This is a genomic window from Azotobacter salinestris (assembly GCF_009363155.1).
Lineage (GTDB): Bacteria > Pseudomonadota > Gammaproteobacteria > Pseudomonadales > Pseudomonadaceae > Azotobacter > Azotobacter salinestris.
Genome location: NZ_CP045302.1, coordinates 3,020,075 through 3,044,123, shown reverse-complemented (window position 1 = coordinate 3,044,123; position 24,049 = coordinate 3,020,075). Strand labels below are relative to the sequence as shown.

Annotated in this window: 18 protein-coding genes and 1 pseudogene; 8 read left to right on the top strand and 11 right to left on the bottom strand. The window is 69.5% G+C overall.

The features are described 5' to 3' along the window. The first annotated feature begins 23 nt into the window (after window positions 1-23). Window positions 24-1,322 carry an extracellular catalytic domain type 1 short-chain-length polyhydroxyalkanoate depolymerase gene (locus GCU53_RS14025; RefSeq protein ID WP_152388161.1) on the top strand — a complete coding sequence of 433 codons (1,299 nt, stop codon included), beginning with the start codon at window positions 24-26 and terminating at the stop codon, window positions 1,320-1,322. A 653-nt stretch (window positions 1,323-1,975) separates the two neighbouring features. Further along, window positions 1,976-2,848: pseudogene (locus GCU53_RS14020) on the top strand (delta-60 repeat domain-containing protein); the annotation flags it as partial. Window positions 2,849-3,067: 219 nt separating this feature from the next. Here the strand turns inward: GCU53_RS14020 and GCU53_RS14015 are convergent. The 6 genes from GCU53_RS14015 to GCU53_RS13985 all read right to left on the bottom strand — a co-directional run bounded on the left by GCU53_RS14015 (window position 3,068) and on the right by GCU53_RS13985 (window position 10,729). Beyond that, a complete protein-coding gene (locus tag GCU53_RS14015) occupies window positions 3,068-3,325 on the bottom strand; it encodes a DUF2790 domain-containing protein (protein ID WP_152388159.1) in 258 nt (85 codons plus the stop codon). 210 nt (window positions 3,326-3,535) lie between these two features. Continuing rightward, complete coding sequence (locus tag GCU53_RS14010) at window positions 3,536-4,252, bottom strand: ABC transporter ATP-binding protein (protein WP_152388158.1); 717 nt, start codon at window positions 4,250-4,252, stop codon at window positions 3,536-3,538. Then, complete coding sequence (locus GCU53_RS14005; RefSeq protein WP_152388157.1) at window positions 4,245-5,459, bottom strand: ABC transporter permease; 1,215 nt, start codon at window positions 5,457-5,459, stop codon at window positions 4,245-4,247. Before GCU53_RS14005 ends, GCU53_RS14010 begins: the two co-directional genes overlap by 8 nt. A gap of 5 nt (window positions 5,460-5,464) precedes the next feature. Beyond that, window positions 5,465-6,601 carry an efflux RND transporter periplasmic adaptor subunit gene (locus tag GCU53_RS14000; protein WP_152389902.1) on the bottom strand — a complete coding sequence of 379 codons (1,137 nt, stop codon included), beginning with the start codon at window positions 6,599-6,601 and terminating at the stop codon, window positions 5,465-5,467. A gap of 614 nt (window positions 6,602-7,215) precedes the next feature. Then, a complete protein-coding gene (locus GCU53_RS13990) occupies window positions 7,216-8,814 on the bottom strand; it encodes a glycosyl hydrolase family 28-related protein (protein WP_152388156.1) in 1,599 nt (532 codons plus the stop codon). 268 nt (window positions 8,815-9,082) lie between these two features. After that, on the bottom strand, window positions 9,083-10,729 hold the full coding sequence (locus tag GCU53_RS13985; protein WP_152388155.1) for a glycosyl hydrolase family 28-related protein: 1,647 nt from the start codon (window positions 10,727-10,729) through the stop codon (window positions 9,083-9,085). Between the two features lie 336 nt (window positions 10,730-11,065). Between GCU53_RS13985 and GCU53_RS13980 the strand changes: the two genes are divergently transcribed. Further along, on the top strand, window positions 11,066-12,088 hold the full coding sequence (locus GCU53_RS13980) for a substrate-binding domain-containing protein (RefSeq protein WP_244306771.1): 1,023 nt from the start codon (window positions 11,066-11,068) through the stop codon (window positions 12,086-12,088). Window positions 12,089-12,118: 30 nt separating this feature from the next. Here GCU53_RS13980 and GCU53_RS13975 read toward each other — a convergent pair whose 3' ends face one another. Next, window positions 12,119-13,522: a sensor histidine kinase gene (locus GCU53_RS13975; RefSeq protein WP_152389900.1), complete on the bottom strand. Its 1,404-nt coding sequence runs from the start codon at window positions 13,520-13,522 to the stop codon at window positions 12,119-12,121. 13 nt (window positions 13,523-13,535) lie between these two features. After that, entirely contained in the window at window positions 13,536-14,207 is a 672-nt protein-coding gene (locus tag GCU53_RS13970) for a response regulator (protein WP_152388154.1), read from the bottom strand. A 384-nt stretch (window positions 14,208-14,591) separates the two neighbouring features. On the opposite strand from GCU53_RS13970, the gene GCU53_RS13965 reads away from it, so the two are divergent. The 5 genes from GCU53_RS13965 to GCU53_RS13945 all read left to right on the top strand — a co-directional run bounded on the left by GCU53_RS13965 (window position 14,592) and on the right by GCU53_RS13945 (window position 20,042). Further along, window positions 14,592-15,572 (top strand): Bug family tripartite tricarboxylate transporter substrate binding protein, encoded by a 981-nt coding sequence (locus tag GCU53_RS13965; RefSeq protein WP_152388153.1) that lies wholly within the window; start codon window positions 14,592-14,594, stop codon window positions 15,570-15,572. 45 nt (window positions 15,573-15,617) lie between these two features. Next, entirely contained in the window at window positions 15,618-16,076 is a 459-nt protein-coding gene (locus GCU53_RS13960) for a tripartite tricarboxylate transporter TctB family protein (RefSeq protein ID WP_152388152.1), read from the top strand. A 1-nt stretch (window position 16,077) separates the two neighbouring features. Next, entirely contained in the window at window positions 16,078-17,601 is a 1,524-nt protein-coding gene (locus GCU53_RS13955; RefSeq protein WP_152388151.1) for a tripartite tricarboxylate transporter permease, read from the top strand. Window positions 17,602-17,863: 262 nt separating this feature from the next. Beyond that, window positions 17,864-18,841 carry a Bug family tripartite tricarboxylate transporter substrate binding protein gene (locus GCU53_RS13950; RefSeq protein WP_152388150.1) on the top strand — a complete coding sequence of 326 codons (978 nt, stop codon included), beginning with the start codon at window positions 17,864-17,866 and terminating at the stop codon, window positions 18,839-18,841. A 115-nt stretch (window positions 18,842-18,956) separates the two neighbouring features. After that, window positions 18,957-20,042 (top strand): AbrB family transcriptional regulator, encoded by a 1,086-nt coding sequence (locus GCU53_RS13945; protein WP_152388149.1) that lies wholly within the window; start codon window positions 18,957-18,959, stop codon window positions 20,040-20,042. 71 nt (window positions 20,043-20,113) lie between these two features. Here the strand turns inward: GCU53_RS13945 and GCU53_RS13940 are convergent, their stop codons facing one another. The 3 genes from GCU53_RS13940 to GCU53_RS13930 all read right to left on the bottom strand — a co-directional run bounded on the left by GCU53_RS13940 (window position 20,114) and on the right by GCU53_RS13930 (window position 24,038). After that, a complete protein-coding gene (locus GCU53_RS13940) occupies window positions 20,114-21,013 on the bottom strand; it encodes a hydroxymethylglutaryl-CoA lyase (protein WP_152388148.1) in 900 nt (299 codons plus the stop codon). 281 nt (window positions 21,014-21,294) lie between these two features. Beyond that, window positions 21,295-23,241 carry an acetyl/propionyl/methylcrotonyl-CoA carboxylase subunit alpha gene (locus GCU53_RS13935; RefSeq protein ID WP_152388147.1) on the bottom strand — a complete coding sequence of 649 codons (1,947 nt, stop codon included), beginning with the start codon at window positions 23,239-23,241 and terminating at the stop codon, window positions 21,295-21,297. Next, the gene (locus tag GCU53_RS13930; RefSeq protein ID WP_152388146.1) at window positions 23,238-24,038 is read right to left on the bottom strand and encodes a gamma-carboxygeranoyl-CoA hydratase; all 801 of its coding nucleotides are present in this window, start codon (window positions 24,036-24,038) and stop codon (window positions 23,238-23,240) included. Before GCU53_RS13930 ends, GCU53_RS13935 begins: the two co-directional genes overlap by 4 nt. Window positions 24,039-24,049: the final 11 nt, after the last annotated feature.

Sequence of the window (24,049 nt, the reverse complement as noted above, 5' to 3'; positions counted from 1 at the left end):
CGGCCCCGAGGAGACTCAACGCAATGAACGTACAACGCAATTCCGACCTGTTTGAAGCCACACGGCTGACGCGCTCCGGCCAGCTCCGCGAAGCAACGGCGCTCATTCAACGTGCGCTGGGAGGGCACTCGGCGCCACAGCCCAGCGCCAATCCTTCTGCGAAGAACAGCGCAGGGGAAACGCTGATCGAAGGCAGCTTCCGGGTCATCGATGGGAACCCGTCCGCCACCGGCAGCACCGCGCAGAATGTCGACCGGAATAAGGCAGATACCCGGGACAAGTGCGAAACCGTTATCGAGTCGATCTTCCCGTCGTCGCGCTTCGGTGCCGTCCTGCGCGAGAAACTGGTCAATTTCCGGGGACCGACGCCGGCCTTCGACCCGCTCATCCCCGAGCAAGCGCCGGATGCGATACCCGCGGGAGCCCGATTCATCACGGGCTCGTACACCAATCCGGCGGGTACCCGCAGCTACAAGCTGTATGTCCCGAGCGGCTATGCCGGGCAGCCGTTGCCCCTGGTCGTCATGCTGCATGGATGCACGCAGAGTCCCGACGATTTTGCCGCCGGTACCCGCATGAACGAATTTGCCGAGCAGGAGCCCTGTCTCGTGCTCTACCCGGCCCAGTCGACCGCGGCGAATTGTTCGAGATGCTGGAACTGGTTCAATCCGGCGGACCAGCGCACCGACCAGGGCGAGCCATCGCTGATCGCCGGCATGACGCGCACTGTCGCGGCAAGCTACAAGGCCGATCCGCGGCGGATCTATGTCGCCGGCCTGTCGGCCGGCGGCGCAATGGCAACGACGATGGCGATGACCTATCCCGACCTGTATGCCGCTGCCGGCATCCATTCCGGGCTGCCCCACGCGGCCGCGCACGATCTGCCCTCCGCGTTCGCCGCGATGCAGCAGGGAGCCAGGCACGCCGGGCAGCAGGCGACGCGGACAGGAAACGGCAGCGCGCCCGCACGCCCCGTCCCGATCATCGTCTTCCATGGGGACCGCGATACGACCGTTCATCCCGGCAATGGCGACCAGGTGATCATCCAGTTTTCGCCGACCGCCTCCCGCCCCGCCGCCCAGCCGGAAACCGGCGCGACTCCGGATGTGAAGGTGGAGCGGGGCCAGGCGCCGAACGGGCATGCCTACACCCGCACCATCTACCACCACCCGAGCGGCCTGCCGCACGTGGAGCAGTGGACGATTCACGGCGGGGGGCACGCCTGGTCCGGGGGCAGCAGCCGCGGCTCCTATACCGATCCCCGGGGCCCGGATGCGACGAAGGAAATGATGCGCTTCTTCCTCGCGCATCCTTTCGATTGACTCCGGGCGCGGCACGCAGGGCCGGCAAGGCAAGCGGAGATCCGTTCGAACGCTCCCGGCGCCAGCGGAGACGGTGGCGCCGGGAATCGAGGTCGGCTCGACCAGGATCTCCTGCAAGAGTCGCGAGGACGGTCGGGCTTTCTCAGCAGCAACCAACGGCACCAGGCCCTCAGTACACGGCAGGAACACGGCCATAAGCGCGGGAAAAGTTGGACCTTTATCCGCACATTCAATCCTGCCGGGCTTTATACGAAACGTTGTCGAGACGGAACCTGGCCAGAAAAAGACAGTCTTGAAAGACTGCCGAAGGCAAATCAATAACCAAGTATTTTCCGGCTTCCCGAGGCAACCTGATTAACAGGAAGCTCTCTCGAAGAATCGGGAGCTTGCACGAGAAGACCGCCGAAGTTGGAGCCAAATCCAGCGTACCCGAAAAAACGGAAGTTCAACTCCTGCCAGCGCCTGGACCTTCCACAGCCTGCGGCTTTCGGTGGCGGCGCATATCAAACCTTCTAACCCCGGCTGCAACAAGGCGGCAGGGGCAGATGCTCTCGACTGAATCGCGCAAAAACAATAAACCACACAAGGGTCGTTGAATGGAAACATCGATACCGAGCAGTAGCGCATCGAACTCCACTCCCCGCGCCGCCACCGGCAAGATGCTGGTGGATGCGGGAGGCCACGACGATTACAGCCACGCCCTGGCCCTGCAGGCCGACGGCAGGATTCTGCTGGCGGGCTACAGCTACGACACCGGCAGCCGGAACTACGACTTCAGCCTCGTCCGGCTGGATGCCGACGGCAGCCTCGATAGCGGCTTCGGCGACGATGGCAAGGTCGTCTTCGATATCGCTGGAAGCGACGACCAGGGCTATAGCCTGAGCGTGCAGCCCGACGGCAGGATCCTAGTGGCGGGCTCCAGCTATAACCCCAGCCGCAGCGACTACGACTTCAGCGTGATCCGCCTGAATGCCGACGGCACCCTCGACAGGAATTTCGGCGCCCTGGACGATGGCATCGCCCTCATCGAGGGCAGCGACGGCAACGACGAACTGGCCGGCGGCAACGCCAGCGAACTGCTCCTCGGCAAGGACGGCGACGACCGCCTGGAGGGCGGAGCCGGCGACGACATCCTCGACGGCGGCGCCGGGCGCGACAGCCTGAGCGGCGGCAGCGGCGCCGGCCTGTTTCGCGTCTCGGCCCGCGAGGACAGCTACCGCACCGACAGCGAGAGCTTCGCCGACCGGATCCTCGACTTCGATCCCGGCGAGGACCGCCTCGACCTCTCGGCGCAGGGCTTCGTCGGGCTGGGCGACGGCCGCGACGGCACCCTGGCCGTGCGGGTGAACGAGGCCGGCACGCGGACCTATCTGAAAAGTTTCGAGGCGGATGCCGAAGGACGGCGCTTCGAGCTCGTCCTGGACGGCGACCTCGCCGACCGGCTCGACAGCGGCAATCTGCTCTTCGCCCCGGTGGCCCTCGCGGGCGGTGCGGCCGGCGACAGCCTGATCGGCAGTGCGGCGGCGATCACGACCACTCCGCTCGGGGTGATCGGCAGTACGCCGCCCGAACAGGTCGGCTGAAGGAAGGCGTGGCGTCCCCGCCAAGGGGCCTACGCGCAAGGATCACGGCCGGCCAGGGCGAAAGCCCCGCCGGTTCGCTTGGTCCTTTCATGCCAGTCGACCCCCGTCGCGTCCGCACGGCTCGGCCTGCTGGAGAGGAGCTACCGGCGGGAAAGGCTCGTATCAGTTGCCCTGGCAACCTTTGCCCATGACGCTGTATTCGACGACGTGCCGCTGACCCTGATGGTCTTCGTAGACCATGTGCACGGGGACGACTTCACAGACGTTGCCCGGATCTTCGACGCTGATGACCTTGGCAATGTCCAGCTTGGTGCCATAGGTGTACTGCTCGGCCTTGGGCTGCTCGGCGGCCTGGACCATTGCGCCGCTCAGTGCGGCAAGAGAGGCGGCGGCCATGAAAACGGACAGGAAGCGTTTCATCGTGAATGTCCTAACTGTGCAAACTTTCGGAAGTCTTCAGTCGGAACGAATGACGCTGAAGGCACTGCGAAACCTGCCGGGCCGTTTGCGTGAGCCGGATGTCTGCAGGTGTCGCGGCTTTTTCGTAAGCCAGCTATAGATTATTTGGCTAACGTTCCACGATAAATTCACTGCCTGGCCAAAGGCTTCGTACTTTCCGGAAAGAATCGCTCAGGGAGACGCGGGGCCGGCTGCCTGATCCGGCGCGCCGACGATCCGCCCGTCCACCAGTTCGATGGTGCGCGGGCAGCCGGCCGCCAGGCGCGGGTCGTGGGTGACCACCAGCACCGCGCAGCCGAACTGGGCGTTGAAGCGGCGGAACAGCTCGAAGACGTTCTCCGCGGTACGGGTATCCAGGTTTCCGGTCGGCTCGTCGGCCAGCAGCAGGGCCGGATGGGTGACCAGCGCGCGGGCGATGGCGACGCGCTGCTGCTGGCCGCCCGACAGCTCGGTGGCCTTCTTGGCGGCGAAACCCTCGAGGCCGACCTCGGCCAAGAGGCCCCGGGCGCGCTCGGTGTCCTCGGCACTTGGCTTGCCGTGGCGGATCATCAGCGGCATCAGCACGTTGTCCAACACGCTGAAGGCCGGGATCAGGTGGTGGAACTGGAAGACGAAGCCGATCGCCTCGTTGCGCAGGCGGGTGCGCGCCGCATCGTCCAGCGCGCGGGTCGGCCGGTCCTGCAGGTAGAGCTCGCCGGCGCTCGGGCTGTCGAGCAGGCCGATGAGGTTGAGCAGGGTGCTCTTGCCGGAGCCAGAGGGGCCGATCAGCGCGCTCAGCTCGCCGCGCGCCAGGCGCAGATCGATGCCGTGCAGCACCTCGGTCTCCTGTGGGGTGCCGGGGTTGTAGACCTTGCGCACGCCGGCCAGGCGCAGGACTTCGTCAAACATAGCGGATCGCCACCGCCGGATCGTAGCGCGCGGCGCGGCGCGCCGGCACGGCGGCGGCGAGCACCCCGGTCAGGGCCGCCACTGCCATGGCGCCGAGAATCAGGCCAGGCTCGACCAGGATCTCGAACAGCCGGGCGCCGAAGCGGTTGAAGGCCTGCACCAGAACCCAGGCCAGCGCGCTGCCGACGCCCGAGCCGAGCAGCCCGAGCAGCCCGCCCTGGATCAGGAAGACCCGCAGGATCTGCCCGCGCGGGCTGCCCATGGCGCGCAGGATGCCGATCTCGCGGGTGCGCTGGACCACGCTCACCGCCAGCACGCTGGCGATGCCGAAGGCCACCGAGAGGCCGACGAAGATACGGATCATCTGAGTGGTCATGGTCTGCGAGCGCAGTGCATTGAGCAGCTCGCCGTTGGTGGCCATCCAGCTCTCGGCCTTCAGCCCGGTGAGCCGGGCCAGGCGCACGGCGATGTCCTCGGCGGCGAAGATGTCGTCGACCTTGGTGTCGATCACCGTCACCGCGCCAGGCAGGTCGAGCAGGGTCTGCGCCTGCTTGAGATCCAGGTAGACGTGGCGGGAATCCAGCTCGCGCACGCCGAGCTCGAAGATGCCGGTAATGTCGACGATCGCCTCGCGCCCCTCGCCCGCATCCAGACGCAGCTTGTCGCCCAGGTCCAGGCCCAGGTCCTCGGCCAGCTCCCTGCCGACCACCGCATGCCCGGCGCCGACCTCGAAGCGCCCGGCGATCAGGTCGTCGGCCACCGGCACCACGCGCAGGTAGCGCTCCGGCTCTATCCCGAGGAGCACCACGGAGACCCGCGCCACGCCGCGCCGGCCCATGGCCGGTCCGCTGACCACCGGCGACACCGCGACGATGCGCGGCTCCCGGTCGAGCACGTCGCGCACGTCCTGCCAGTTGCTCACCGAGCGCAGCCGCTGCGGCCGCGGGTTCTCCAGGTCGAGGGCGAGCATCCCGGGCGGCGCGGGCAGCACGCGGTTGACCTCGTCCGGCGGCAGCATGCGGATGTGCGCCTGGGTGCCCAGGGTGCGGGCGATGACGTTGCTCTGCAGCCCGGTGACCAGCGCGGTGATGAACACGATCACCGCGCAGCCGACGGTGATCCCCACCAGGATCAGCAGCGTCTGCAGGTAGTTGTCGAGCAGAAAGCGCAGGGCGATCTTCCACTCGAGCCACAGCGAATCGCCCATCGCCCTCACTCCGCCCGCCCCAGCGGCAGGGCCAGCTCGCGCAGGCGCACGCGCTCGCCCTCCCCGGCTGCCACCGCCAGCACCCGGTCGCCGGGTGCCAGGCCCTCGACCACCTCGCTAAGCGCGGTGCCGCGCAGGCCCAGGCGCACCGGCACCCGCTCGACGCGCTCGCCGTTCAGGCGCAGCACCGCACCGCGCGAACCGTCGCGCCCCTGCACGGCATCGTTGGGCAGCACCAGCGCCTGTTCGCGGCGGCCGGTCTCGATGTTCACCGAGACCGTCATGCCCTGGCGCAGGAAGTCGGCCGGCTCGAGCAGGTCCAGGTGCACGTCGAGGGTGCCGCGGCTGGTGTCCACCGCCGGGGCCAGATAATTGACCCGTGCCGCGAGGACCCGCTCGGGGTAGGCGTCGGCGACCACGTGGGCGAGCTGGCCGGGGGCGACCGGCGCCAGGTCCTTCTCGTCCAGCGGCAGGAGGATCTCGCGGGTGCCCTCGCGGGCGATCTCCAGCAGAGTGCGCCCCGGCTGCACCAGATCGCCCGGCTCCACCGCGCGGGTCTGCACGGTACCGTCGACCTGGGCGTGGATGCGCGTGCGCGCCAGCGCCACGCGCGCCGCCTCCAGGCGCTGGCGCAGCACCCGCTCCTCGCTGCCGCCCGCGGCCAGCGCCGCCGCGGCCAGCCGCGCCCGCTCGTGGGCCACCCGTGCGGCCGTCTCGGCGCGGCGCGCCTGCTCGCGCTCCTCGGCGGCGATCACCCGGCGCTCGGCGAGCACGTCGCGGCGCTCCCGCTCGCGGCGCGCCTGCTCCAGGTTGGTCAGGGTCTCGCGCAGCAGCGCCTCGGCCTGCGGGCGAGTGGAATGCAGCAATTGCTCCAGCGCCGCCTCGGCCTCGCGCACCCGGGCGCGCTGCTCGTCGTCGCGCAGCTCGAGCAGCAGGTCGCCGGCGCGCACCGCATCGCCCTCGCGCACATGACGGGCCGCCACCACGCCGGTGATCTCGCTGCCGACCTGGGCGAGGGACTGGCTGCCGACCTCGCCGCTGGCCACTACCCGCTGCACCAGGGGCCGCAGCTCCAGGCGATAGCCGGGCAGCTCGGGCCCGCGCCAGTCGCGCCAGAACCAGCCGCCGGCGATGGCCAGCATCAACGGAACGAACCACAGAACACGCGAACGCAGGGGGGAAGGCACCGGCTCTCCTTGAATCCGGCCAGGACGCTCAATCCTGACCGGGCGCCCCGGGCCTGGCAAGCGTCCGCGGGACGCAGCGGGTTACCCGTCTCCATCCTGCCTTGCCAGCCCCTTGCCACCGCTGCGCCGATACGGCCGCCAACGCGGGACACGCCCGCCTTGCGCACGAGGAGGCGCACGGGATGAAACCCCGAGGCCGACGCACGGCGATCGCAGTACTGCCGGTGATCCTTTCCGGCCCTCCGGGCGGCCACGGCCTGCCGGATTTCGCCCGCGAGGTGCGGATCGGCAAGCCCCCTGTACTTCCTCGCCGGGCACCTACAGCCTGTGGAACGCCGAGCGCAAGCGGTATGTGACTCCAGCCGCCGCCAGAGGTACCGGCGCCGCCGTCCGGCAGCTACGAGGTGATCGCCTCCCCCTCGGCCGGGCAGAAACCGTTGGCGCTGGACGCCTGTCTGAGCGGGCGAGCTGCAGTCAACTAGGCAGGTCACAGCCAGTACCCACGCCCGTAGCGGTGCACGCCGACGGCAGCCGGCGCGGCCGCCCCCGATGGGGACGCCCGCGTCGCGTCAGGCGACCGGATCGTTCTGCGGACTGGCGCCTACCAGCGCAAGCTCCGTGGCGCTGCCGTCAAAGACGAAGCTGGCCTCGCCCAGTCCGGCGTGACTGCCCTCCAGGGCGATCTCGAAGCGCTCGCCGGCGGCATTTGCCTCGAAACTTTTCAGGTAGGTCCGTGTGCCGGCACTGTTCACCTGCACGGCCAGGGTGCCGTCGTAGCCGTTGCCCAGGCCGGTGAAGCCCAGCGCGGACAGGTCGATCAGGTCCTCATCGGCATCGAAGTCGAGGATCAGGTCGTTGAAGCTGGCGTCGCTGGTGCGGTAGCTGTCCTCGCGCGCGGAGAAGACGAAAGTGTCGGCGCCCTCGCCGCCGGTCAGCCGGTCGCGGCCGGCGCCGCCATCGAGCAGGTCGTCGCCGGCACCGCCGAGAAGCTGCTCGTTGGCGTCGCCGCCGATCAGCGTGTCGTCGCCGTCGGTGCCCTGGAGGGGCCCGCTGGACGAGTGGGCGCCGGAGAGCTGCACCGAGGCGATCTGCCCGCCGCTGATGCTGTTGTCCCGAAGCGTGGTGTAGTCGCTGCCGTCGTTGCGCTCCTGCACAACGTAGGTGGCGTTGCCCGAGGTGGTGATGACGTTGCCCTTGATCAGGGTGTTCTGGGTCTCGTAGACATTCCCCGTGACGCTGGCGTCGTCGAAGGCCTGCAGGAGGACCTCCGGGTATTTGCCGTTCTGCACGTTGTCGTGGATCCGGTTGTTCAGGAGCTGCACGTCCTGCGCGCCGGCGATGCGTACGCCGGCCGTGCCGTTGTCGTAGATGTGGGCGTTCTGCAGGGTGACCTCGTGGCTCAGCTTGATCAGCACGCCTTCCAGGGCATTGTCGTGGTAGGAGCCGCCGTCGATCAGGATGTTGTAGGCATGGGGCACGTCGTACGAGCCGCGCTGCACTACCAGGCCGGCACCACCGTTGCCGTAGGCGACGTTGCCGGTCAGGGTGAAGTCGTGGGTGCTGGTGACCACGTTGAAACCGTGGAGGTCGTTGTTGTAGGCGACGTTGTTCTCGAACGCGCCGTCGATCTGGTGGTCGGCGACGAAACCGACGAAGCCGTTGTCGTGGGCCACACTGTCGCGGATCACCAGGTTGGCGGTCCGCCCGTGCGGGTCGAAGCCGTAGCCGGACATCTCGCGGGCCTCCACCCGCTCGATGGTGACATTGCGGTCGGCGCCGTCGCCGAACTTGTAGCCGCTATAGAAGCCGAAGACCGTGCCTTCGGGGTTGTTGTCGCGGTTGCCGTCGAGGGTCAGGTCGCGGACGCCGAAGTTGTGCGTCTCCTCGGTCCCGGACGAGCGGATCATGCCGTTGACATCCCCGTTCCAGCCATCGAGCAGCTTGACGACGGTTTCGCCCATGCCGGCGCCCGCCAGGTAGACATTGCTCTTCATCATCAGGGCGCCATCCACTCCCTGCTCGCCGCCGCTGACCCGATACTCGCCGGCCGGCAGGTAGACGGTGCCGCCACCGGCTGCGTGGGCGGCATCGATCGCCGCCTGGATGGCCGCCCGATCGTCGCTGACGCCATCGCCCAGTGCCCCGAAATCCTTCACGTTGAAATCCATTTACTGCACTTCCGTATTCAGAATGCGTACTCAGACGCAATGAGAGGGAAAGGGACGGAAACAGCCGGTTTTCCCAACAGGCCATCCCGGCCCCGTGACATTGTCGTGATTACCTGAACACTGCAGCTCCGGTGCCCTCAGAACCCTTCCCAGCCATGGGGCCCGGAGGCACTCCGGAGAAGCGGCCGAACCACTGCCGCTCCTTTCCGACCACCGGAAAGCTCTTGGAGTTCTTCGGAACAAGGAATCGCCGTGTGAGCGCCTTTTCTCAGGCGACCGGGTCGCTCTGCGCGCTGCTGCCGACCACCTCGAGCTCCGTGGCGCTGCCGCTCTCGCCGAAGACGAAGCTGGCCTCGCTCAGGCCGGCATGGTTGCCGTCCAGGGCGATCTCGAAGCGCTTGCCCTGGGCATCGGCCTCGTAGCTCTTGAGGTAGGTGCGCGTGCCGGTGCCGTTCAGCTGCACGGCCAGGGTGCCGTCGTGGCCGTCGCCCAGGCCAATGAAGCCCAGCGCGGACAGGTCGATCAGGTCCGCCCCGGCATCGAAGTCGAGGAGCAGGTCGGCCAGGCTGGAACTGCTGGTGCGGTAGCTGTCCTGGCGGTTGGAGAAGACGAAGGTGTCGGCGCCCTCGCCACCGCTCAGGCGGTCGCGCCCGGCACCGCCGTCGAGCACATCGTCGCCGGCCCCGCCGTCCAGACGGTCGTCGCCGGCATTGCCGAGGAGTTGCTCGTCGGCCTCGCCGCCGACCAGCACATCGTTGCCGTCGCCTCCCTGGATGAGCTTGACGGACGAATCGGACACCGTCGAATGAACCCCGGAGAGCTGCACCGCGGCGACCTTCCCGCCGCTGATGTCGTTGTCCCGCAGGGTGGTGTAGTCGCTGCCGTCGTTGCGCTCCTGCACGGCGTAGTTGGCGTTGGCCGAGGCAGCGATGACATTGCCCTCGATCCAGGTGTTCAGGGTTTCGTACAGCTCCCCGGTGATCTGGCTGTCGTCGAAGGCCTGCAGCAGGACTTCCGGGTAGGTGCCATTCTGCGCGTTGTCGTGGATCCGGTTGTCGAGGAGTTGCACGTCCTCCGCGCCGGAGAGGCGCACGCCGGCGCTGCCGTTGCCGTAGACCTCGGTGTTCTGCAGGGTGACGTCGTGGGTCATCTTGAGCAGCACGCCTTCCAGGGCGTTGTCGTGGTAGGCGCCGCCATCGATCAGGATGTTGGCCGGCTGGGCGATATCCTCCATGCCCCGCTGAATTGCCAGGCCATTGCCGCCGTTGCCGTAGGCGACGTTGTTGGTCAGGGTGAAGTCGTGGGTGCTGGTGACCACGTTGAAGCCGTGGCGGTCGTTGGCGTAGGAAACGTTGTTCTCGAAGCTGCTGTCGATCAGGTAGTCGGCGACGAAACCGTCGAGGCCGTTGTCATGGGCCACGCTGTCGCGGATCGTCAGGTTGATGGTCTGCTCGTGGGGATCGAAGCCGTAGCCGGACATCTCGCGGACCTCGACCCGCGCGACGATGACGTTGCGGTCGGCGCCGTCCTCGCCGGGGATGTAGCCGGTATAGAAGCCGTCGACCCGGCCGCTGGTGTTGTCGCGGTTGCCATCCAGGGTCAGGTCGCTGATGCCGTAGTCGTGCGTCTGCTCGCCATTGGCCGAGCGGATCATGCCGGTGACGTTCCGGCTCCAGCCATCGACCAGCCTGATCACCGTCTCGCCCATGCCGGCGCCGGCCAGGTAGACGTTGTTCTTGATCATCAGGGCGCCATCCGAAGACTTGTCGCCGCCGCTGACCCGATACTCGCCGGCCGGCAGGTAGACGCTCCCCCCACCGGCCTTGTAGGCGGCATCGATCGCCGCCTGGATGGCATCCGTGTCATCGGTCCTGCCGTCGCCCTTTGCCCCGAAATCCTTGACGTTGAAATCCATTTGCTTCGCTTCCGTATCCAGAATGCGTACTTGGACGCAATGTGAGGGAGAGGGACGGAAACAGCCGACTGCCCGAACAAGCCATCCCGGCCCGTGACATCGTCGTGAAAGGTTGCACTTCCAGTGTCAGTGCGCCCCGAAGGCACTTCGGAGCGGCCGAATCACGGCCGCTCTTTCTGACCGCCGAAAAGCTCCTCACGTTCTTTTGGCATAAAGAACCGCCGTTAACAGCCTTTTCTGAAAAGGCCCTTGAATCGCCCTCAAATCGCGCCGGTGCTGGCGAAGCCCAGGGACTATCATCTGCGCGGTCAAAGGGATGGCGAGCAAGGAGCTGCCTTGAAAGGATCTTTACCTTTATGCCGTCTTTCCGCCGCCGGCCTGCTGTGCGGGTTGCTGCTTGCCCTGCCGGCCGGTGCCGAGCCGTTACGCTTCGCCCTGGTCGCCAAGCGGATGGACCAGTCCTTCTACGCCATGGCCGGCGAGGGCTGCGCCGAGGCCGCGCAGGCCGAGGGCGACACCTGCCTGCTGCTCGGCCCCCTGGGGACGCAGCATTTCCGCGAGCAGAACAAAGTCCTGAGGCAGACCCTCGCCCGGAACGATCTGGACGGCATCGGCCTGGCGGTCACCCACTCCGAGTGGCTGGCCAAGCATGCCCTGAAAGGCGCGGGTCGCATCCCGCTGATCGCCTTCAACTCGGACCTGGCCCCCGCGGAACAGCACCTGCGCCGAAGCTACGTCGGGCTCGACAACCTGCGCTTCGGCCGGCAGTTGGCCATGCTCGCCCAGCGTTTCAGGCCGCAGGGCGGGAAGCTGTGCATCCTGAGCGGCGGCATCCAGAACACCAACCACCTGGAGCGTATCCAGGGCATCCGCCAGCAGTTGCGCGGCAAGCGGACCGAGGACGGCGCGACCGGCCGGCTCAAGGGCGAGAACGGCTGGAGCGAAGCGAACCGCTGTCCCCTCTACGACAACAATGACCCGGCCATCGCGCGGCTTCGGCTCGCCACTCTGCTGGCCCCCGGCAGCCAGTTGGATGTCATCCTCGTCCTCGGCAACTGGCCGCTCTGCGAGGCGGACGAGTACCGCAAGCAGATCGGCCCGCTGCTCGCCGAACTCGACAAACAGGGCTGGCGCCCGGTCATCATCGTCGCCACCCATAAAATGGACGCGGCGCAGCGGGCGCTGCTCGACGACGGGCTGGCCCAGGCCTACCTGAACATGGAAGGCCGGGAGATCGGCCGGCAGAGCTACCGGATGCTCAAGCGCCTGGTGCAGGGCGAGCCCGTTCCCGAGAAGGTCTTCGTCGCCAGCCACGTCTACCTGCCCGGCGTGCCGCCGGCCATCGCCCCGGAGCCCTAGCGCCAGCGCAGGGCCTGTATCGACATTCCCCTACGCTTCTTCTGTGCGGCGCGATGGCGGGAACTCGATCCGCACCCTGAGCCCGCCGGCGGCACCGTCCAGGAGCCGGATCGCCGCCTGGTGCGCCCGGCAGATCTCGCCGACGATGGCCAGCCCGAGCCCTGCGCCGCCGCGCTGCGGATCGAGCCTCTGAAAGCGCTCGAAGACCTTCTGCCGGGCGCTTTCCGGGATGCCCGGGCCGTCGTCCTCGACCTCCAGCACGGCCGGCGCGGCGACCCGCAGAATCACGTTGCCGCCCGGCGGGGTATGCGCCAGGGCGTTGTCCACCAGATTGCTGAGCAGCTCGTTGAGCAGCGTCGGCTCGCCCGTCACCCAGACCTCGCCGCGGCCCTCGAAGGCCAGCGCCACGCCGCGGGCGTGGGCCAGAGGCGCCAGGGCCAGGCCCAGCTCGCGGCACAGCGAGCCCAGCTCGACCGGCTCGGCGCCGCCCTCGGCGATGGCCTGGGCGCTGCTTTCGATCCGCGCCCAGGAGAGCAGCTGGTTGGCCAGATGGGAAAGCCGGTCGCCACTCTGCCGGGCCTCCTCCAGGGTGCGGTACCAGGCGTCCGGGTCGCGCTCGCGCAGGCCCAGTTCGAGGCGCGCCTTGAGCGCCGCCAGCGGCGTGCGCAGCTCGTGGGCGGCGTCGGCGATGAACTGCGCCTGGCGCTCCAGCAGAGTGCGCAGGCGCCCGGTGAACAGGTTCAGGGCGGAAACCAGCGGCAGCAGTTCGCGCTGCACCGTGACCCGCGGCAGGGGCCTGAGGTCTTCCGGGCTGCGCTCCTCCACCGCCTGGCGCAGACGCTCCAGCGGGCGCAGCGCGGCGGTGACCACGACCCAGGCCAGGGCCATGGCGCCGACCGCCAGCAGGCCCATGCGCAGCAGGGTGTCGACGAGCAGGCCGCGGGCCATGCGCTCGCGGGCTTCCTCGGTCTCGGCGACGCGGATCTCCGCCATGCCGCTCAGGGTGGTTTCGCTGACCGGCTGCTGGAGGCTGACCACCCGCACGTTCTGGCCTCGATAATGCGCGTCGTAGAAGCGCGCCAGGGCCGGGTAGTCGCGGGTCAGCGGAGTGCCCTGCGGCGCGCCGGGCAGGTTCTCGTAGCCGGACAGCAGCTGGCCGTGGATATCCAGCACCTGGTAGTAGATGCGCCCGGCACTGTCGAAGGCGAAGCTGTCCAGCGCCAGGTAGGGGATATCCGCACGCAGGCTGCCGTCGGTTTCGGAAAGGCCGTCGGCGATGCTGCGCGCCGAGGCCAGCAGGGTGCGGTCGTAGGCCCGGTCGGCCGCCTGGCGGCCGTTGTAGTAGGCGCTCAGGCTGCTGACCGCCAACAGCAGCGCCAGCAACACCGCCATGCGCCGCAGCAGGCGCCCGCGCAGGCTGCCGTCGACGCGGATGCCGCCGGCCGGCTCATTCACCGCGCGCCTCCAGCAGGTAGCCCAGGCCACGGAAGGTGACGATGCGCACTGCGCTCGCCTCCAGCTTGCGGCGCAGGCGGTGGACGTAGATCTCGATGGCGTCGGGGCTGACCTCGTCGTCCAGGCCGAACACCTGGGAGGCCAGTTGCTCCTTGCTCATCACCCGTCCGGGACGGGCAATCAGCGCGCTCAGCACCGCCTGCTCGCGGGCGGTCAGGTTGAGCGGCTCGCCGGCCAGGCTGAAGCGGCTGGTGGCCAGGTCGTAGACCAGCTCGCCGCAGCGCTGCTGGCGCTCGCCGCCGAGCACGCTGCGGCGCAGCAGGGCCTTGACCCGCGCCTCCAGCTCGGTCAGCTCGAAGGGCTTGGCCAGGTAGTCGTCGGCACCGAGGTTGAGCCCCTGCACGCGGTCCTTGACCTCGGCGCGGGCGGTGAGCATCAGCACCGGCACCCGGTTGCCGCGCTCGCGCAGCCGCGCCAGCACCTCGAAGCCGTCGAGCCGCGGCAGCCCGACATCGAGCACCACCAGGGTGAAGTCCTCGCTGGACAGCGCCAGGTCGGCGGCCACGCCGTCGTGCAGCACGTCCACGGTCAGCCCCGCCGCGCGGAGCGCCTGAGCCACGCTGTCGGCCAGCGGGGCGTGATCCTCGACCAAAAGAATGCGCATGGCGATCTCCGCGGATAGGGGGCATGCCGACCAGTGTACAGACACGAAGCCAGGTTGATCAGCCGTGATCGGCGGCGAAAGCGCAGTGAAAGCTTCATGAAAGCTTCGCGCTCTAGGATCGTCCCAGAGTCGCTCACCGGGCCTGCCCGGACGGGCCTCGATCCGGCAGCCGCCGTGCAGTGACGCGGCTCCCCGACAACAACAACAATGGAAACCACTGTATGCCTCGCATCCCGCTCCCGGCGCCTCTGCGCGCCCGTGTGCCCCGAACCGCCTGTCTTTCGTCCCGTGCCCGCCGGCGATGCCGTGCCGCCGCGGCCTGCCCGTCCGCGGGCATCTGAAGCACCTGCAACAAGAACAACAACAAACCAGAGGAAAGCCTCCATGCGTCCATCGCTGCGCAACACCCTGCTGGCGGCCGGCTCGGCCGTGCTGCTGTCCGGCTCGCTCAACGCCGAGCCCAGACGTCCCGAATGCATCGCCCCGGCCGCCCCCGGCGGCGGTTTCGACCTCACCTGCAAGCTGGCGCAGAGCGCGCTGGTCGAGTCGAAGCTGCTGGAGAAGCCGATGCGCGTCACCTACATGCCGGGCGGCGTCGGCGCGGTGGCCTACAACACCATCGTCGCCCAGCGCCCGGCCGACTCCGGCACCCTGACCGCCTTCTCCAGCGGCTCGCTGCTGAACCTCGCCCAGGGCAAGTTCGGCCGCTTCGACGAGAACGCGGTGAAGTGGCTGGCGGCGGTCGGCACCAGCTACGGCGCCATTGCCGTGCGTGCCGACTCGCCGTACAAGACCCTCGACGATCTGGCCGCCGTGCTCAGGGCCAACCCCGAACAGGTGGTGATCGGCTCCGGCGGCACCGTCGGCAGCCAGGACTGGATGCAGACCGCGCTGTTCGCCAAGGCCGTCGGCGTCGATCCGCGCAAGTTGCGCTACGTGGCCATGGAGGGCGGTGGCGAGATCGCCACCGCACTGCTCGGCGGGCACATCCAGGTGGGCAGCACCGACATCTCCGACTCCATGCCGCATGTCGAGAGCGGCGGCATGCGCATCCTCGCGGTGCTCTCCGACAAGCGCCTGGAGGAGCCGGCGATGGCCGCCATCCCCACTGCCCGCGAGCAGGGCTACGACGTGGTCTGGCCGGTGATCCGCGGCTACTACCTGGGACCCAAGGTGAGCGATGCCGACTACGCCTGGTGGAAGGATGCCTTCGACCGCCTGCTCGCCTCCGAGGACTTCGCCCGCCTGCGCGACCAGCGCGAGCTGTTCCCCTTCGCCATGACCGGCCCGGAACTGCAGGCCCACGTGTCGAAGGAAGTCGCCCGCTACCGCGAGCTGGCCCGGGAGTTCGGCCTCACCCAGTGATCACACGGCGAAGCCCCCGCCGGGGTTTCGCCCGAGGATGCCATCATGCTGCTGCAACGCCTGTTCCTGGCCGCCTGGCTGCTGCCCGCGCTGGCCATGATGTACATCGGTTCCGCCTACCAGGCGCCGTTCGCCTACGAGCCGGTCGGCCCGCGGGCCTTTCCCCTGCTGATGCTGGGACTGCTGGCCGCCGGCCTGATCTACCTGCTGATCCAGCCGACGCCCCTGGCGCACGACGCCGACGAGCCGCCGCCCGGCGTGGAGGGCTACCGCAAGGTGGGGCTGGGCATCGCCCTGCTGCTGGGCTTCGCCCTGGCCTTCGAGCCGCTCGGCTTCATCCCCGCCAGCACCCTGGCCGGGCTGTGCTTCGCCCGCCTGTACGGCGGCCGCTGGCTGCCGAGCCTCGGCCTCGCCGTGGCGATGGCGCTCGGCCTGTACCTGCTGTTCGACCGCCTGCTCGACGTGCCCCTGCCGCTCGGCCTGCTCGCCGGCCTGGAGATCTGACATGGAAACCCTCAACTTCCTGATGCAGGGCTTCGGCGTCGCGCTGACCCCGACCAATCTGCTGATCGCCCTGATCGGCACCCTGATCGGCACCGTGGTCGGCCTGCTGCCCGGCCTCGGCCCGATCAACGGCGTGGCCATCCTGATCCCGGTGGCCTTCGCCTTCGGCCTGCCGCCGGAGTCGGCGCTGATCCTGCTGGCCGCGGTCTACCTGGGCTGCGAATACGGCGGGCGGATCTCCTCGATCCTGCTCAACATCCCCGGCGAGGCGGCGACCCTGATGACCTGCCTGGACGGCTACCCGATGGCCCGCCAGGGCCGTGCCGGGGTCGCCCTGTCGCTGTCGGCCTGGAGCTCCTTCCTCGGCGCCTTCATCGCCACCTGCGGCATGGTGCTGTTCGCGCCGATGCTGGCCAAGTGGGCGATCGCCTTCGGCCCGGCCGAGTACTTCGTGCTGATGGTGCTGGCCATCGTGGCGCTGGCCGGGATGGCCGGCGACAAGCCGATGAAGACCCTGGTCGCCGCGCTGCTCGGCCTGTTCCTCTCCTGCGTGGGGATCGACGCCAACAGCGGCGTGTACCGCTTCACCTTCGACAGCATCCACGTCGCCGACGGCATCCAGTTCGTGGTCCTGGTGCTCGGCCTGTTCTCGGTCAGCGAGATCCTCCTGCTGCTGGAGAAGACCCACCACGGCCAGCAGGCGATCCAGGCCACCGGGCGCATGCTGTTCAACCTCGACGAGGCGCGCCGGGTGTTCATGCTCAACCTGCGCTGCGGCATCGGCGGCTTCATCGTCGGCGTGCTGCCCGGCGCCGGCTCCACCCTGGCCAGCGCCCTGGCCTACTCGACGGAAAAACGCATGGCCGGCGCCGACGGCCAGTTCGGCAAGGGCGACATCCGCGGCCTGGCCGCCCCGGAAACCGCCATCGGCGCTTCCTGCTGCGGCGCCATGGTGCCGATGCTGACCCTCGGCGTGCCCGGTTCGGGCACCACGGCGGTGATGATCGGTGCGCTGACCCTCTACAACATCACCCCCGGCCCACTGCTGTTCCAGAACGAGCCGGAGCTGGTCTGGGGCCTGATCGCCTCGCTGTTCATCGCCAACTTCATGTTGCTGGTGCTCAACGTGCCGATGATCAAGCTCTTCACCCGCATCCTCGCCGTGCCGAACTGGGCGCTGGCCCCGGCGATCGCCATCATCACCGCCATCGGCGTCTATGCCGTGCACGCCACCACCTTCGACCTGCTGCTGATGGTCGCGGTGGGCATCCTCGGCTACGCCATGCGCAAGCTCGACTTCCCGCTGTCGCCGCTGCTGCTCGGCTTCATCCTCGGCGGCCACATGGAGCAGAACCTGCGCCGCGCCCTGTCGATCTCCAACGGCGAGCTGGACATCCTCTGGTCCAGCGGCATCACCCTGGGCACCTGGGCGCTGGTGCTGCTGATGCTGGCCTTGCCGCTGCTGCGCCTCTGGCGCCGCCGCGCCGCCCGCCGCCAGGCCGGGCCGGTCGCCCTGGCGGAATGACCGCTGCGGGCGCCCCGGACAGGAGGTCCGGGGCGTCCCGTCCGCCGGCTGAAAGCCTGGCGAAAGCCTGCCCCACTAGGCTCGGACGCCAAAAGCGCCGCCCGCAGGCGGCGACGACAACAAGGAACTCCCCCGCATGCCTCGCTCCCTCCGCGCCATCCCCCGTCCCGCTCCTCCTGCCTGTATCCTGTGCCTGCCGGCCCCCGGTCATACCGCCGTCCGGCCGAGCGCCCGCCCATGAACCGCAGTGGAGGAGACCCCCATGGGCCCATCGATCCGTCGCGCCCTGCTGGCAGCCGCCGCACTGCTGCTGTGCAGCGCCCGGGCCGCCGAGCCCCGACCTGCGGAATGCATCGTTCCGGCGGCCCCCGGCGGCGGCTTCGACCTGGTCTGCAGGCTGGCGCGCGAGGCGCTGCAGGAGGCCGGGCTGACCCGCCAGCCGCTGCAGCTTTCCTACATGCCGGGCGGGGTCGGCGCGGTGGCCTACAACACCATCGCCGCACAGCGACCGGCCGAGCCCGACACCCTGATCGCCTTCTCCAGCGGTTCGCTGCTCAACCTCGCCCTGGGCAAGTTTGGCCGCTTCGACGAGAGCGCGGTGCGCTGGCTGGCGGTGATCGGCACCAGCTACGGCGCCCTGGCAGTGCGCACCGACTCGCCCTACCAGACCCTGGACGACCTGCTCGCGGCGCTCAGGAAGGACCCCGGCTCGGTGGTGATCGGCACCTCCGGCACCGTCGGCAGCCAGGACTGGATGCAGCTCGCCCTGCTCGCCCGGCTGGCCGGCATCGACCCGCGCGAGCTGCACTACGTCGCCCTGGAGGGCGGCGGGGAAATCTCCACGGCGCTGGTCGCCGGCCATGTGCAGGTGGGCAGCACCGACATTTCCGACTCCATGCCGCATCTCGACAGCGGCGCCCTGCGCCTTCTGGTGGTATTCGCCGAGCGGCGCCTGGACGAGCCGGGAATGGCTGCCATCCCGACCGCCCGCGAACAGGGCTACAACGTGGTCTGGCCGGTGCTGCGCGGCTTCTACATGGGCCCGAAGGTGAGCGATGCCGACTACGAGCGCTGGCGGGACGCCTTCGACCAGTTGCTCGCCTCCGGGGACTTCGCCGCCCTGCGCGACCGTTACGAGCTGTTCCCCTACGCCCTGACCGGCGAGGACCTGGAGGCGCATGTCCGGCAGAAGGTCGCCCACTACCGGGAGCTGGCCCGGGACTTCGGCCTGATCCGCTGAGCCGGTCGCCGGCACCCGCCTTCCCGCACCCCTCCGGGCCCGCCCCGCTCCCCCACCCCGCGACGCGCCGCCGGCCCGGACGCCGCGCGCCGTCGCCCCTGCACGAGGACTTGCCGTGACCTTCGGATCGCTCGCGGATCTCGCGGCCCGCTGCCGCCCCTGGATTCTCACCCCGCTGGCCGGCGCCCTCGGCGGCGGGCTCGCCCAGTTGCTCGGCTGGCCTCTACCCTGGATGATCGGGGCACTGGTCGGCGTCGCCACGCTGCGCTGCCTGGGCTGCCCGAGCGTCGCCATCCCCAATGGCGTCAAACTCGGCCAATGGATTCTCGGCATCGGCATCGGCCTGCACTTCAACCGGGCGGTGCTGGAGCAGATCCTCGCCCACCTCGGCCTGGTGCTGCTCGGCACCCTGCTGACCCTGCTCACCTGCACCCTCGGCATCACCCTGCACCGGCGCGCCGGGGAGAGCTTCGCCACCGCCTATTTCGCCAGCATGCCGGGCGGCGCCAACGAGATGGTCAACCTGGGCAGCCGGCACGGGGCCGTCCTGCAGAGCGTGGCCGCCGCGCAGAGCCTGCGGATGTTCGTGGTGCTGCTCGGCATCCCCGCCACCTACGCCTGGCTGTTCGCCGACGGGCAGGCCGCGAGCCTCGTCCACCCCGGCCCCGATGCCGCCTGGCTGGCCCTGCTGTTCGTCCTGGGCGGGCTACTGGCGCTGCTTTTCCAGCGCTGGCGCTTCCCCAACGCCTGGCAACTGGGCGCCCTGCTGATCAGCATCCTGTACAGCATCGGCTTCGACCTGCACATCGGCCTGCCGCCCGGCGCCGGCGAATTCGGCCAGTGGCTGGTCGGCAGCGCCCTGGGCTGCCATTTCGACCGCTCGTTCTTCCGCCGCGCCCCGGCCTTCCTGCTGCGCACCCTGCTGGCGACGCTGGCGGCGATCCTCCTCGCCCTGCCCATCGCCCTGACCATGAGCTGGGCCTCGGGCCTGGACGCGCGCGCCCTGCTGCTCGGCATGGTGCCCGGCGGCATCGCCGAGATGAGCCTGACCGCCGAGGCGCTGAACCTGCTGGTGCCGCTGGTCACCGCGATGCAGGTGCTGCGCCTCTTGCTGGTGCTGTTCCTGGCGGGGCCGGTGTTCCGCCTGTGCAGCGGGCGGCTGGGGATCGGCAAGGGCGGGGAGCTGGCGGTGCGGGAGTGAGGCACGCGGTTGTCAGCAGCCGGGTGGATGGCCACCCCGTGGAAAACCGCGCAGCGTTTTCCGCCAGAGCTTCAGGCACCGCGCCGCGCCCGGGCCACCCGCGAGCCGTTCTCCCGGCCGAGCACGGCGCAGATGCGCTCGCCGGCGGCGATCAGCCGGTCGAGGTCGATGCCGGTGTGGATGCCCAGGCCGTTGAGCAGGTACAGCACGTCCTCGCTGGCCACGTTGCCGCTGGCTCCCCTGGCATAGGGGCAGCCGCCGAGGCCGGCGACCGAGCTGTCGAACACGGCGATGCCCTCCAGGAGGCTCGCGTACACATTCGCCAGCGCCTGGCCGTAGGTGTCGTGGAAGTGCCCGGCCAGCCGGTCGCGCGGGATGTCGCGGCCGACCACTTCGAACAGGCTGCGGGTCTTGCCGGCGGTGCCGGTGCCGATGGTGTCGCCCAGGGACACCTCGTAGCAGCCCATCGCGAACAGCTCGCCGGCCACGCTGGCGACCTGCTGCGCCGGGACCTCGCCCTCGTAGGGGCAGCCGAGCACGCAGGACACGTAGCCGCGCACGCGCACGCCCCGCGCACGGGCGGCGTCCAGCACCGGCACGAAGCGCGCCAGGCTCTCGGCGATCGAGCAGTTGATGTTCCTCTGCGAGAAGGCCTCTGAGGCGGCGGCGAACACCGCGACTTCCTTGACCCCGGCGGTCATCGCCGCCTCGAAGCCCTGCATGTTGGGGGTCAGCGCGGCATAGGTGACGCCGCTCTTCTGCCCGATCTGCGCGAACACCTCGGCGCTGCCGGCCATCTGCGGCACCCACTTGGGCGAGACGAAGCTGCCGACCTCGACGTATTCCAGGCCGGCGGCGCTCAGGTCGTCGACCAGACGCACCTTGTCGGCCACGCCGATCGGCTGTTTCTCGTTCTGCAGGCCGTCGCGCGGGCCGACTTCGACCAGGCGGACGTGCTGGGGCAGTGTCATGGCATAACCTCTGGGTAGGGTGGAAAAAGGAATGGTGGAAAACCGCTGTGCGGCTTTTCCACCCTACGTGACGGTAGATACCGTCTACAGGTCCGGTGTCGCGGCATTACCCTGTCGGAGCCAGCTTGCTGGCGATCCAGGCAACAGCGTGCGCCACCATCGCGAGCAGTCTGGTAGGGTGGACAACGGCGCAGCCTTGTCCACCGGCATGCGGGCCCGACGGTGGGCAATCGCTGCGCGAATTGCCCACCCTACCAAGACCGGCGAACGCCCGCCCAGCCTCAGGCCTCCTCCAGCTCCACCAGCGCGGCACCCTCGCTGACCAGCTCGCCCTCGCGGCAGTACAGGCCCTTGACCACCCCGGCCTGCGGCGCGCGGATGCTGTGCTCCATCTTCATCGCCTCCAGCACCACCAGCGGCGTGCCGGCCTCGACCTTCTGGCCGGTCTCCACCAGCACGCGGACGATGCTGCCGTTCATCGGCGCGGTCAGGCCGCCATGCTGGGCATGCCCGGCTCCGGCCTCGGCGAGCGGATCGACGCGGCTGACGGCGTGCAGTTCGCCGTCCCACTCCAGATGGAGGATCTCGCCCCGGCGCAGTGCCAGATGCTGGCGGCGCACGCCGTCCTGCTCCAGCCACAGCTGCTCGCCGTGCAGGCGGGATGAGGGGGCGCTGTCCAGACGCACCACCCGCTGCGCCTCGCCACAGCGCAGCGCCAGGTCGATCTGCGCCGGCAGCCCGGCCCGCCAGCCGCTGCTGGTGCTCCACGGCGAGTGCGGATCCTCCTCGCGCCGGCGCGGCGCCTCGCTCTGCACCAAGGCGCTGGCGGCCAGCTGCCAGAAGGCTTCCGGCAGCTCCCGCGGAGCCGGCAGCAGCGCCTCCTGATGGCGCGGGATGAAGCCGGTGTCCAGCTCGGCGCCGGCGAAGGCCGGATGGGCGAGCACGCGGCGCAGGAAGGCCAGGTTGGTCTTCACCCCGCCGACCGCGGTCTCGGCGAGCATGGCCAACAGGCGCTGGCGGGCCTCCTCGCGGTTCTCGCCCCAGGCGATCAGCTTGGCCAGCATGGGGTCGTAGAAGGGCGACACCGCATCGCCCTCGGCCACCCCGCTGTCGACCCGGCGCCCCGGCCCGGCGCTCGGCTCGCGGTACAGCGCAAGGGTGCCGCTGGCCGGCAGGAAGTCGTGCTCCGGGTCCTCGGCGTAGAGGCGCACCTCGATGGCGTGGCCGTTGAGCGGGACCTCCTCCTGCGTGATCGGCAAGGGCTCGCCGCGGGCCACGCGGATCTGCCAGGCGACCAGGTCGAGGCCGGTGATCGCCTCGGTGACCGGGTGCTCGACCTGCAGGCGGGTGTTCATCTCCATGAAGAAGAACTCGCCGCGCGCATCCAGCAAAAACTCCACGGTGCCGGCGCCGACGTAGCCGATGGCCTGGGCCGCCTTCACCGCCGCCTCGCCCATGGCGCGACGCAGCGCGGGCGACAGGCCCGGCGCCGGGGCTTCCTCGACCACCTTCTGGTGGCGGCGCTGGATCGAGCAGTCGCGCTCGTTGAGGTACAGGCAGTTGCCGTACCGGTCGGCGAACACCTGGATCTCCACGTGGCGCGGCTTGAGCACGTATTTTTCCACCAGCATGCGCGCATCGCCGAAGGCCGCCCGGGCCTCCCGGCGGGCGGACTCCAGCGCTTCCGCAAGCTGGGCCTCCGTTTCGACCACCTTCATGCCCTTGCCGCCGCCGCCGGCGGTGGCCTTGAGCAGCACCGGGTAGCCGATGGTCTCGGCGGCGCCGCGGAAGGTCTCGAAATCCTGCGCCTCGCCGTGGTAGCCGGGCACCAGCGGCACGCCGGCCGCCTCCATCAGCGCCTTGGCCGCCGACTTGCTGCCCATCGCCTCGATGGCCTCAGCCGGCGGGCCGAGGAACAGCAGCCCGGCCGCCTCGCAGGCGCGGGCGAAGTCGGCGTTCTCGGACAAAAAGCCATAGCCCGGATGGATGGCCTGGGCGCCGCTCTCGCGGGCGGCGGCGACGATCCTGTCGATCCGCAGGTAGCTCTCGGCCGGCTTGGCGCCACCCAGGTCCACCGCCAGATCGGCCTCGCGCACATGCCGGGCGTGGCGGTCGATGGCGCTGTGCACGGCCACCGTGCGGATGCCCAGGGCCCTGGCGCTGCGCATCACCCGGCAGGCGATCTCGCCGCGGTTGGCGATCAAGAGGGTGTCGATGGAACGGCTCATGAGCGGTCCTCCTGCCAGGCGGGGCGGCGTTTTTCCAGGAAGGCGCGCAGCCCCTCCTGGCCTTCCGGGCTGACCCGCAGGCGGGCGATGGCGCTCTCGGTGTAGCGGCGCAGGGCCGGGTTGAGCGCGCCGCTGCCGACCTCGCGCAGCAGGTCCTTGGTCGCCTTCATGGCCTGCGGGCCGTTCTGCAGCAGGGTGGCGATCCACTGCTCCAGCGCGCCGTCCAGCTCGGCGGCCGGGTAGCACTCGGCGAGCAGGCCCAGCTCGCGGGCGCGCTCGCCGTCGAAGCGCTCGCCGGTCAGGGCGTAGCGGCGCGCGGCGCGCTCGCCCATGGCCTGCACCACGAAAGGACTGATCACCGCCGGGGCGAGGCCGATGCGCACCTCGGACAGGGCGAACTGCGCGTCACTGGCGCCGATGGCCAGATCGCAGCAGGCGATCAGCCCCAGCGCCCCGCCGAAGGCCGCGCCCTGCACCACGGCCAGAGTCGGCAGCTTGAGGTGATGGAGGTTGTACATCAGCTCGGCGAGGGCCTGGGCGTCGGCCAGGTTGGCGTTGTAGTCGAGGTCGGCGGCCTCGCGCATCCAGGCCAGATCGGCGCCGGCGGAAAAGTGCCTGCCGCGCCCGCGCAGCACGAGAAAGCGCAGTTCGCGGCGATCCTTCAGCGCGTCGAGGGCGAGGATCAGCTCCTTGATCATGGCGGCGTCGAAGGCGTTGTTTTTCTCCGGGCGGTCGAGCCAGAGGGTGGCGAAGCCGCGCGGATCGAAGTGGAGTTGCAGGGTCTGGAAGTCGGTCATGGTCGGGACCT